Source organism: Streptomyces sp. RP5T (assembly GCF_003933965.1).
Classification (GTDB): Bacteria; Actinomycetota; Actinomycetes; order Streptomycetales; family Streptomycetaceae; genus Streptomyces.
In genome coordinates, this window is record NZ_RSAJ01000317.1 from 1 (window position 1) to 9,654 (window position 9,654).

8 protein-coding genes are annotated in these 9,654 nt (G+C 71.9%); 4 read left to right on the forward strand and 4 right to left on the reverse strand.

Translation table 11 applies throughout. The features are described from left to right. Window positions 1-135: 135 nt before the first annotated feature. The gene (locus EHS43_RS27735; RefSeq protein ID WP_185806438.1) at window positions 136-1,059 is read right to left on the reverse strand and encodes a MurR/RpiR family transcriptional regulator; all 924 of its coding nucleotides are present in this window, start codon (window positions 1,057-1,059) and stop codon (window positions 136-138) included. A 170-nt stretch (window positions 1,060-1,229) separates the two neighbouring features. On the opposite strand from EHS43_RS27735, the gene EHS43_RS46675 reads away from it, so the two are divergent. Both EHS43_RS46675 and EHS43_RS27740 read left to right on the forward strand, forming a co-directional pair. Next, window positions 1,230-1,385 (forward strand): hypothetical protein, encoded by a 156-nt coding sequence (locus EHS43_RS46675; protein WP_185806439.1) that lies wholly within the window; start codon window positions 1,230-1,232, stop codon window positions 1,383-1,385. 43 nt (window positions 1,386-1,428) lie between these two features. After that, window positions 1,429-1,830 carry a DUF3662 domain-containing protein gene (locus tag EHS43_RS27740; RefSeq protein WP_125193479.1) on the forward strand — a complete coding sequence of 134 codons (402 nt, stop codon included), beginning with the start codon at window positions 1,429-1,431 and terminating at the stop codon, window positions 1,828-1,830. A gap of 29 nt (window positions 1,831-1,859) precedes the next feature. Here the strand turns inward: EHS43_RS27740 and EHS43_RS27745 are convergent, their stop codons facing one another. The 3 genes from EHS43_RS27745 to EHS43_RS27755 form a co-directional block, all read right to left on the reverse strand. Continuing rightward, entirely contained in the window at window positions 1,860-3,539 is a 1,680-nt protein-coding gene (locus EHS43_RS27745; protein ID WP_185806440.1) for a phospholipid carrier-dependent glycosyltransferase, read from the reverse strand. Between the two features lie 94 nt (window positions 3,540-3,633). Next, window positions 3,634-5,565 carry a phosphatase PAP2 family protein gene (locus EHS43_RS27750; RefSeq protein ID WP_125193481.1) on the reverse strand — a complete coding sequence of 644 codons (1,932 nt, stop codon included), beginning with the start codon at window positions 5,563-5,565 and terminating at the stop codon, window positions 3,634-3,636. Between the two features lie 173 nt (window positions 5,566-5,738). Beyond that, window positions 5,739-6,638 (reverse strand): N-acetylglucosamine kinase, encoded by a 900-nt coding sequence (locus EHS43_RS27755; RefSeq protein WP_125193482.1) that lies wholly within the window; start codon window positions 6,636-6,638, stop codon window positions 5,739-5,741. Between the two features lie 310 nt (window positions 6,639-6,948). Between EHS43_RS27755 and EHS43_RS27760 the strand changes: the two genes are divergently transcribed. Together EHS43_RS27760 and EHS43_RS27765 are read left to right on the forward strand one after the other, a co-directional pair. Beyond that, entirely contained in the window at window positions 6,949-8,070 is a 1,122-nt protein-coding gene (locus tag EHS43_RS27760) for an ROK family protein (protein WP_260470741.1), read from the forward strand. 278 nt (window positions 8,071-8,348) lie between these two features. Beyond that, window positions 8,349-9,654: extracellular solute-binding protein (locus tag EHS43_RS27765; protein ID WP_125193484.1), on the forward strand; the 1,306-nt coding region annotated here is incomplete at its 3' end.

Sequence of the window (9,654 nt, forward strand, 5' to 3'; positions counted from 1 at the left end):
GTCCCGGAGTGGTGGTCCCGGGGGTGATCCGTGAGAAGTATTTATATATGCCGTCCGCTTGGCAAGGCGTATGAAAACATTCATGCTCGATTTATTACGGATGGCCCCGGTGTGCGGGCGTATGCCGGGGTGGGGTCAGTCCCTGAGGAAGAACTGGTGCTGGTCGGAGATCTGCTCGTACTCCTCCAGCCGCGCCTGGGTGCGCTCGGGGTCGGCGTCGGTCATGGCCTGGAGCAGGGCCGCGGCGATCACGCCGGGCGCCGCGTAGGAGTCGAAGACCAGCCGGGAGCCGGTCCCGGTGGAGAACAGGACGTCCGCCTCGTCGGCCACGTGCCCGAGCGCCAGATCCGTGACCAGGGCGATCTTCAGTCCGGCGCTGCGGGCGACCCGCAGGGCGGTGAGGGTCTCCTGGGCGTGCCGCGGCATCGAGAACGCGAGCACCCAGGTGCCGCCCGCCTCGCGCGACTGCAGCAGGGCGTCGTAGGCCACGCTGCCGCCGCGGGTGACCAGCCGTACGTCGGGGTGGATCCGGCGGGCCGCGTAGGCGAAGTACTCGGCCAGGGACGCCGAGATGCGCAGGCCCAGGATGGTCAGCGGGGTCGACTCGGACAGCTCGCGGCCCAGTTGGATCACCTGGTCGGGGTCGGCGAAGTCGCGGCGCAGGTTCTCCAGGTTCTCGATCTCCGCGTCGACCGCGGCCTGCAGTTCGTTGCCGCGCGACTCGTCGTCGGTGACCGGTCCCCCGGCGAGCGTGCCGAGCGCGATGGACTGGAGCTTCTCCCGCAGCGCGGGGTAGCCGCTGAAGCCCACGGCCGCGGCGAACCGCGTCACCGAGGGCTGGCTGACGCCCACCCGCTCGGCGAGATCCGTGATGGACAGGAACGCCGCCTCGGTGATGTGCTCGATCAGGTACTGCGCGATGCGCCGCTGACCGGGGGACAGCCGGGGCCGGTCGAAGAGCGTCCTGAGCTGGGAGGCCGGGGCCGCCTCCGTTTCCGGCGCGCTCTTGCCCGAGGTGATCGCGGATGCCTGAGCGCGTGCCTGCTGCGGCGATGACACCGAGGCGCCTCCTTTGTCTGCCACGGTGAGTCAACATAGCTCACACCCCTCCGGTGACCAGCGCTTGTACGAGAGCGTCCGGCCACCGCCGATCGGGACGGGTACGCCGCGCCCGAGCGGGAACCCGCCGCTGGGCAACGCCTTCGACGACACCTGAGGAGCAGCCCCGTATGACGGTCCCCGAGGACAACCGGCCCCTGACGGACACCACCGACCGGCTCGCGGAGAACCACCACGGCGAGAACCGCGCCCCCGGCGGCAGCGGACGGACCCTGCGCGAGGCGTTCGAGGAAGCGCGGGTGGAACCCGGCGACTTCGCCGAATGACGACATCGCACCGCACAACACGGCTATCGGCAGGTGAGACGCAATGGGTGCGCTGAGCGCGCTGGAACAGGCAATGGAGCACGGGTGGGAGGCGCTGTGGTCGCGGGTCGTCGACCGCGAGCCGGTCGAACTCCTCGACGCGCTGCGACGCGAGTGCGACAGCAACGTCGTCGTGTGCAGTGAGAACAGGGTGGTGGTCCCGAACGCGTACGACGTCGAACTCGCGGACTTCGCCTACGACGAACTGGTGCGCCGGGGCGGCGACGTGGGGCAGGAGCTCACGGACAGTCTGGCCCGGCACGGCGAGCGGCACGGCTACGAATGGGCGGGTCCGCTGACCGTGCACATCACCCGGTCCGCCCAGGTGCCCAACGGCCGGTACCGGGTGACGAGCGGCGCGATGGCGCATGTGAGCGCCGAGGGGTTCCAGCAGGCGGTCCGCTGAGCGGGCGCCGGCCGCCGTCGCCAGGGTGGTCATCGGCGGTAGATCGTGATCGAGTGGCCGACCTCGTCGACCGGACGGCTGCCGGCGATCAACTCGGCCAGCCGGCCCTTCGCCTTGGCGACCGAGGAGTCCGACACGACCAGCAGACCGTGCACGTCGTCCACCGGCACCTCGCGCGGATCGGCCGCCTCGATGCCGTAGGAGGACGGCACTCCGCTGCCCTTGTAGACGAGCCAGACCCGCTCGTCCGGGTAGCGCTCGCGCAGCCGGTCGGCGAGCCGGCCGAGGTCCTGGCCCCAGTCCACGTTCGAGTCGTGCAGCCGCATATGGGTGCGGGCCGGTCCGCCGAACGCCTCGTTGGAGTACGGCAGATAGTAGGGAAAGGCCCGCACCGAGCTGACCGCGACGAACAGCACCAGCGCTCCGGTCACGAACGCCGCCCGGCGACGGCGCACCGCGAGGACGCAACCGGCGGCCACCGTCAGGAACATGGGCAGGAAGATCACGTACCGGGTGCCGAAGTCGCGTGCACCCGTCATGGCCGAGGCCAGCAGCACCCCGGCGGGCACGAGCAGATAGGGCGCGGCGGGCCGCAGCCGCCGTACCGCCACCAGCGTCACGGCGCCCGCGGCCCACAGCGCGAGCAGCCCGAGCGGGGTCTTCACCAGGAGCGCGGCCGGCAGGTAGTACCAGAGGTGCCCGGTGTACACCCGCCCGAACAGGAAGCCCTCCCACGGGTGGTTCTCGAAGCGGAACTGGATGCGCATGCCGTCGGCGTAGGCCTGCGGGAACGGCAGCAGGTCGACGAGGGTGGCGCGCAGCCCGTGCACCACCGGCACCTGGTCCTGGGCGGCCCCGCGCAGGCCCGGATCGACCACGAGATAGGACGCCCAGACGACGGCGACGGCGGCCAGGGTCAGGAGCGCGGCCCCGGCGAGCACGCGCAGCAGCCGCCGGCGCGTCCCGGCACCGCGGTGCGCGGTCCACACCGAGAGGGCGGCCAGTGCCAGCAGCACCGGCACGGCCGGCAGCGCGCTCATCTTGGTCGCCAGGGCCGCGCCGAGCGCCAGACCGGCGAGCGGCAGATACAGCCGCGGCCGCACGCGCGCCCGCCACAGCAGCCACACCGCGGTCAGCAGGAACCCGGCCATGGGCACGTCGAGCGTGGCCAGCGCACCGTGGGCGACGACGTCGGGGGAGAAGGAGTACAGGGCGAGCGCCGTGAGGCCCGCCGCCCGTCCGGCGAGCTCGCGGGCGAAGGCGAACACGACCAGCCCGGACAGGAGCGTCAGCACGATCACCGGGAGCCGGGCCCAGAACATCAGCCGCCAGGGGTCGTTGCCCGACTCGTACAGCAGATGGGGGCCCAGGTCGATCTGGGGCCCGTCGAACGCCGTGTCCACATGCGGGCCGGCGATGGCCACCCCGACGGCGATCACCAGCTTGCCGAGCGGCGGGTGCTCGGGGTTGTAGCTGATGCCCTGACCGTGCAGGTACTCGGCGGCGGTGGCCACGTAGACCGGTTCGTCGATCGTGGGGGTCTGCTGCACGGCGGTCGTCACCATCGCGGCCGCCATCTGCGCGAGCAGCACGACGACGAGGAGCGGCACCAGCCAGCGCCGGGCCGGTCGCGGCTGCCGCGCCTCGTCGTCTCCGGGCCCGGACCGGGGGACCGGGGCCAGGACCGTCTGCTGCTCGCTCGCCATCATCCGCCCCGCGGTGGGACCCGCCGGGCGGCGGCGGGAGCGATCCGCGGGCACCTCATGAGGGCCACTCTCGCATCAGCTCCCGCCCCCGCGGGCGTCACCGCTTCAGGAGTCGTACCGACAGACCTTCCGTCGTGTAGACGGGTACGGCCCGCAGCGTGCCGGAGTTCAGTTCGATCCGGTCGAACTGCCCGCGCAGTCCGTGGCAGCCGAGGACACGGACCGTCTGTCCGGCCTTCGGCGGCTTGTGCTCGTCCAGCTTCAGCGACAGCACGCTGCCCGCGCCGAGCACCGCCCGCCGTGTCACCTCCAGGACCGGCTCCCGGCCCGAGCGCAGCGTCAGCTCCAGCGTGCCGGCCTCCTGGCTGTACGTGCCGTGCACCTGGAGCGACGTGCCGCCCACCGTCAGCGTGCCGCCCTGCACCCGCACCTCGCCGTGGCCGAGCGCGTGGGCCGAACCGGCGACCAGCGCACCCTGCTTCAGCACGGTCCCGCCGGTGTACCGGTTGTGCCCGGTCAGGGTGAGGGTGCCGGTGCCCCGCTTGGTCAGACCGCCGCAGCCGTCGATGTCGTTGCGCCAGGCGTCGGCCGCGTGGAAGCCGCCCGAGGCCGCGTCCAGCGTGACGGTGACGTCGGAGTCGAAGGAACCGTAGCCGTCCGCCGCGGCGAACAGGTTCAGCCGGCCCCACTGCTCGAAGCCGTCCAGCAGGACGTAGCCCGAGGGCAGCCCGGTGGTGCGCAGCACCTCACGGCGCTGTGTCGCGTCCAGGTAGGGCAGCCGCGTCTCCAGCAGCACCTCGGCGCCCTTCGGCACGGTCAGCGGTTCGTTGCCGCCGTCCCGGTGCAGCACATAGGTCAGCCGGGGCCTGACGGAACGGGCGTTGGCCTCCCGGTCCGCGTACGGGTCGGCGGTGTCCGAGTGGGCGTAGGCGAAGAGCGTGTCGGCCGTGGTGCCCGTCTGGTCCGTGAAGTACTTCAGCGCCTGTGCCCGCGCGGCGGCCTTGAGGTCGGCGTTCGCCGGGTCGGCCAGCGTGGCGGCGGTCAGCGCGGTGGCCATGATGCGGCCGCCCATGACGTCGACCGTCGAGTGCATGCCGGACATGATCCGGGTGTGGCTCAGCTCGAAGGCCCGGGTGACCAGCTCCTGGAAGCGCTCGGGCACGGCGTAGGCGAAGGCCAGGCCCGCCAGGTGGAAGGCGTTGGTGTGGCCGCTGGGGAAGCCGCCGTCGTCCACCGGCGAGGTGCTGCGCTGGCGCAGCAGCTGGGGGGCGACGACGACCTCGGAGTCGTAGACCGGGTAGCCGAGCGCGTCCTTGGCGCCGGTGTCGACGACCTGGCTGTCCTCGTTCATGCGCCACGGGCGCGGGTACTGGAAGGAGTACTTGGCCGGGTTGCCCGAGGCGTACGGGCCGCGCACGGTGTCGACGAGCCTGGCGACCTGGCCGAGCGCGGAGTCGTAGGAGCCCGCGCCGAGCGCGGAGCCCGCGGGGGCGTCGGCCGGCACGGCGTCGCTGATCGTGGTGGGTGGGGTGGTGTCGGGCGCGCTGGTGATCGAGGTGACCGCCTTGGCGCCGGACCGGTAGAGGCCGGCGAGCGGGCCGAGGCCGCCGATCATGGCGTAGCTCTGGTGCTGCCGGTCGTAGAGGAACGCCTCCTTGGCCTGCGCCTCGGTGCGCGCCTGGGTGAGGCGGGCGCAGTAGCGCATGTTGGCGCGCAGTATCTCGGGCCGCAGGGGCGTGCCGGTGTTCCAGGCGTCGCCGGTCTTCCACACCCGGGCGAAGCCGCCGAGGGCCCGCACCACCGCGTTGGTCTCGGCCGTCAGGTTCGCCATGACGTTGGACTTGTAGTCGTCCACGAAGGCGACCGGGGCGGTGGCCGCCTTGGCGTCCGCGGCGCCCAGCCAGGAGGCGAAGGTGGGCGCGGCCAGGACGCCGGCCGAGGCGCCGAGGGACGTCTTGAGGAATCCCCTTCGCTTCATGGCACGTGCGGTGAGCGGCGCGGGGGAGTGCTGCCCGGCGGATGACGGCATGGGGTCTGCCTCTCTCTGAAGTTCTGCGGCCGTACGGCCGGGGGGAGTTGGTGCGGATGCGACTCATGATGCGCCGAACGGCCCGTGCGCCGAACGCGCTTTCTGAAGTCGTACGAGCGAAGATCTACGGGCGGGTCATGTCGGACCGGAGGAGACTCGGCGTCCGGCCTGTGTCACAGAAGTGAACGGGCCATCGCCACCGCGCCGTTCACCGGCGGCTCCCGCAGCGGGCGCGGCCGTGCCGACGGCACGCCCTCGGCCAGCGCGGAGGCGAAGGCGTCGTACAGCGACGGCTGGGCGAGGACGGTACTGCCCGCCACCACGACGTCGTCGACCACCACCCCGCGCGCGGCGAGGCGTTCGACGAGGGCGGCCAGGGCGCGGCCCGCCTCGGCGATGACGGTGCGGGCGAGCGGGGATCCGGCCTCGGCCGCGGTGAAGACGGCCGGGGCGTGCCGGCCCCAGTCGGCGGAGGCGGCCGTGGCGTGTTCCAGGGCGGCGCCGAGCGCGGGTACTTCGGGGACGTCGAACCCGGCGAGCAGGCCGAGTGCCAGTGCGTCGGGCTCCTCGCCGCGGTCGTGCGCCGCCCATACGGCCCGTACGGCCTCGCGGACCAGACCGGCGGCGCCGCCCTCGTCGCCGAGGAGCGCGCCCCAGCCGCCGACCTGGACCGGGGTGCCGTCGGCGAAGCGGCCCACGGCGACCGAGCCGGTGCCGGCGACCAGGCCGACTCCCTTGTCCAAGCCGGCGGCGGGGACGAGCAGTTCGGCGTCCCCCACGACCAGCGCGGGCGCGTCGAAGTGCAGTTGGAGAGCGGTGCGGATCTGCGCGCACTGGCGCGGGGTCTCGCAGGCGTGCCCGCCGACGGCGACAGCAGCGGGGCGGGCGCCCGCGGGAAGGGCGTCGGCGGCCAGTGCGGCCAGCCATCCGGCGGCGGCCACCGGGTCGTGGGGCCGCCAGCCGCTGCTGGACCGGACGTGATCGGCGACGGGGGCCTCGCCCGCGAAGGCGCGGAGCTGCGTCTTGGTGCCGCCCACGTCGATGCCGACAACCAGGGGTGCGGTGTCCTGCACGGAACCTCTTTCGTCGTTGCGCTGTGTGCTGCGACGGTGGGCGAACCGTGCCTGAGGGCAAGGCAGTTGAAGCTCTAGGGAAGCCCCGGGACGGGCTTCTGACGGACCACGGCAGGCGAGTACCGTGACGTTCGTTAGGAAGTTAACTAACGAAGTACAGTGCGTGTCAATAGGCGTTGCGCCCCCGACTTCCCGGGCCCCCCGACCCGGGCGGAAACGCACGACGCCCGAGCAAACCCATCGCCGCCTCCCGCCGAGCCGCCCGGCCCGGAAAGACGGCCTGTGACCTGGGGGAAGTGTGGAACACGACGTGGCAAGAGCCCCCCGTCTGACCGAGAGCGCGAGCGCGGTGTTCGCCGTGCTGGCCCAGGCGGGCACCGCGACCCGGCCACAGCTGGCGAGCCTGGCGCGCCTGTCCAAGCCGACGGTCTCCTCCGCCGTCGCCGAACTGGAGGGCGTCCATCTCGCGGCCCACTCCGGCACCTCCTCCGGCGCCACGGGCCGCAGCGCCGCCGTCTACCGCCTCGGCCCCGCCGCGGGCGCCGTGCTCGCCGTCGACCTCGGCCCCGCCCTCACCCGGGTCCGCGGCTGCGCCCTGGACGGCACGCTGCTCGCCGAGGCCGCCGGCCCCCGGGACGAGGCCGCCGACGTGGTGCGCGAAGCCCTGTCCGCGCTGCCCGCCGACGCCCCGCTGCGCACCATCGTCGTGGCCGTGGGTGACGTCACCGCCCCGCAGAGGATGCGCCCCGCCACGGCCAAGGCGGGGCCCGTCTTCGACGCCGTGACCGTCGCGCTGCCGCCCGGAGTGCCCGTCCACCTGGAGAACAACGTCAACTGCGCCGCCCTCGCCGAACTGCACGAGGGCGCCGCCCGCGGCCGGCACACCTTCGGCTACCTGCGGATCGGCGTCGGTATCGGTCTCGGCATCGTCGTGGGCGGACATGTGCTGGCCGGCGCCAACGGAGCGGCCGGAGAGCTCGCCAGGCTGCCCTACCCCTGGGACGACGACCAGGAGCCCCGCCACGAGGCCCTGGAGGAGTACATCGGCTCCCGCTCCCTGCTGCGCCGGGCCGCGGCGGCATGGCCGGAATCCGACGGTTCCTGCCCTCGCACCGCCGAACAGCTGTTCACCCTCGCCGGTCGGGGCAGCGCCACGGCCCGCGCGATCGTCGCCAGACATGCCGTGGACGTGGGCCGGCTGGCCGCCGCCGTGACCGCCGTACTGGACCCGGGACTGCTCGTGCTGGGCGGCAGCACCGGCGCGTATCCGCAGCTCCTGCCGGGTGTGCGGGCCGAGCTGGAGCGGCTGAGCTGGCCCACCGAGGTGGTCAGCAGCCAGGTGGGTGATCTCGGCACCGTGGTGGGTGCCGCCCGCCTCGCGGTGGCGAGAGGAGTCCAAACCGTGACCCAGGCGGAGCGGACGAAGGATTGACGGTTTCGGACTCGGTCTGCCAATGTCCGGACAAGCGCTTTCTAAGTCGGCCGGGACGCCGGCTTGGGGCGAGCGTCCCGCCCGTACTCGACGTACGGCAACCGCACGAGGGCGTGCCCGTGCGGTGACGGCCACAGCGGCCGGGGATCCTCGCCCGTCAGGAAGACGCGGCCGGGCGAGGCCGCGCCCTCGGAAAGCAAACCTTCCTGCAAAATGCACCCGTGCCGCCTCGGTCGGCGCCGTGCTCCGTCCCCTACCTCGAAAAAAAGGGATCGAAGATGACCACTGTGGGTGTGCGGCGCTCTCGCCGTCTCGGCCGCGGCGGCACGCGCCGCCTGATCTCCCTCGCTGCCGCTGTCTCGGCAGGTGCACTGACGCTCACCGCCTGTGGCGGTGACGGCGGCTCCGGCGGCACCTCCAAGTCGCTGACGTTCTGGATCTCCACTGTTCCGGGACAGGACGCCGGCTGGAAGAAGATGGTGGCGCAGTACAAGAAGGAAACCGGCGTCAACCTCAAGCTGGTCAACATCCCCTACGACGGCTACACCACGAAGCTCCACAACGCCGCGCAGGCGAACTCCCTGCCCGACGTGGCGGCCGTCCCGGCGCTGGACCCGATCTGGTCGAACAAGCTGCTCGACCTCAGCTCCATCGCCGACAAGAAGAGCAACAACATCAACCAGAACTTCCTCGCGAAGGACTCGTCCGGGAAGGTGCTCTCCATCCCCTCGGACGTCACCGCGTCCGGCATGTTCATCAACAAGTCGCTCTTCGAGAAGGCGGGCGTCTCCTTCCCGACCGACCCGGCGAAGACCTGGACCTGGACCGACTTCATCGCCGCGGCCAACAAGGTCCGCGAGAAGACCGGAGCCAAGTACTCCCTGACCTTCGACCAGTCGCCGTCACGGCTGCGCGCCATGGTGTACGAGATGGGCGGCAAGTACGTCCACGCCGACGACTCCGGCAAGTTCTCGGTGGACGCGGCGACCAAGAAGGCCGTGAACACCTTCGTCGGCTGGAACGACGACAAGACCATGCCGAAGTCGGTGTGGACGTCCGGCGCCGACCCGTCCGCCATGTTCCAGAGCGGTGACGTGGTCGCGTACTGGTCCGGTGTGTGGCAGGTGGCCTCCTTCGCGGACAGCATCAAGAAGTTCGAGTGGGCGAGCGTCCCGACCCCCGCCCAGCCGGTCCAGGCCAGTGACGTCAACAGCGGCGGCATGGTGGTCGGCTTCAACAACAACGGCGACGCCGCCAAGGCCGCGACGAGCTTCCTGTCCTGGCTGTACGAGCCGGCCCACTACAAGGCGCTGTGCGAGGCGTCCGGCTTCCTGCCGGTCGAGAGCGGTCTGAACCCGACGTACCCCTTCAAGTCCGAGGCGGCGCAGGCGGCGTTCAAGCTCTACAACCAGGAGATCCCGCTCTACGCCCCGATCTCCGGCTACTTCAACAACGCGCAGACGCAGTGGGTCCTGAAGGGCAAGAGCCTCACCGAGGACCCGACCAAGACGGAGCTCGGCAAGGCGATCAACGGCCCGCAGTCGGCCGACAAGGCCCTGCAGAACATCGTGGACGGCTACAACC

Coding starts and splice junctions, on each gene's coding strand:
- EHS43_RS27740 (WP_125193479.1), top strand. CDS start 1,429: ATGGGTGCGCTGAGCGCGCTGGAACAGGCAATGGAGCACGGGTGGGAG.
- EHS43_RS27750 (WP_125193481.1), bottom strand. CDS start 5,565: ATGCCGTCATCCGCCGGGCAGCACTCCCCCGCGCCGCTCACCGCACGT.
- EHS43_RS27745 (WP_185806440.1), bottom strand. CDS start 3,539: ATGATGGCGAGCGAGCAGCAGACGGTCCTGGCCCCGGTCCCCCGGTCC.
- EHS43_RS46675 (WP_185806439.1), top strand. CDS start 1,230: ATGACGGTCCCCGAGGACAACCGGCCCCTGACGGACACCACCGACCGG.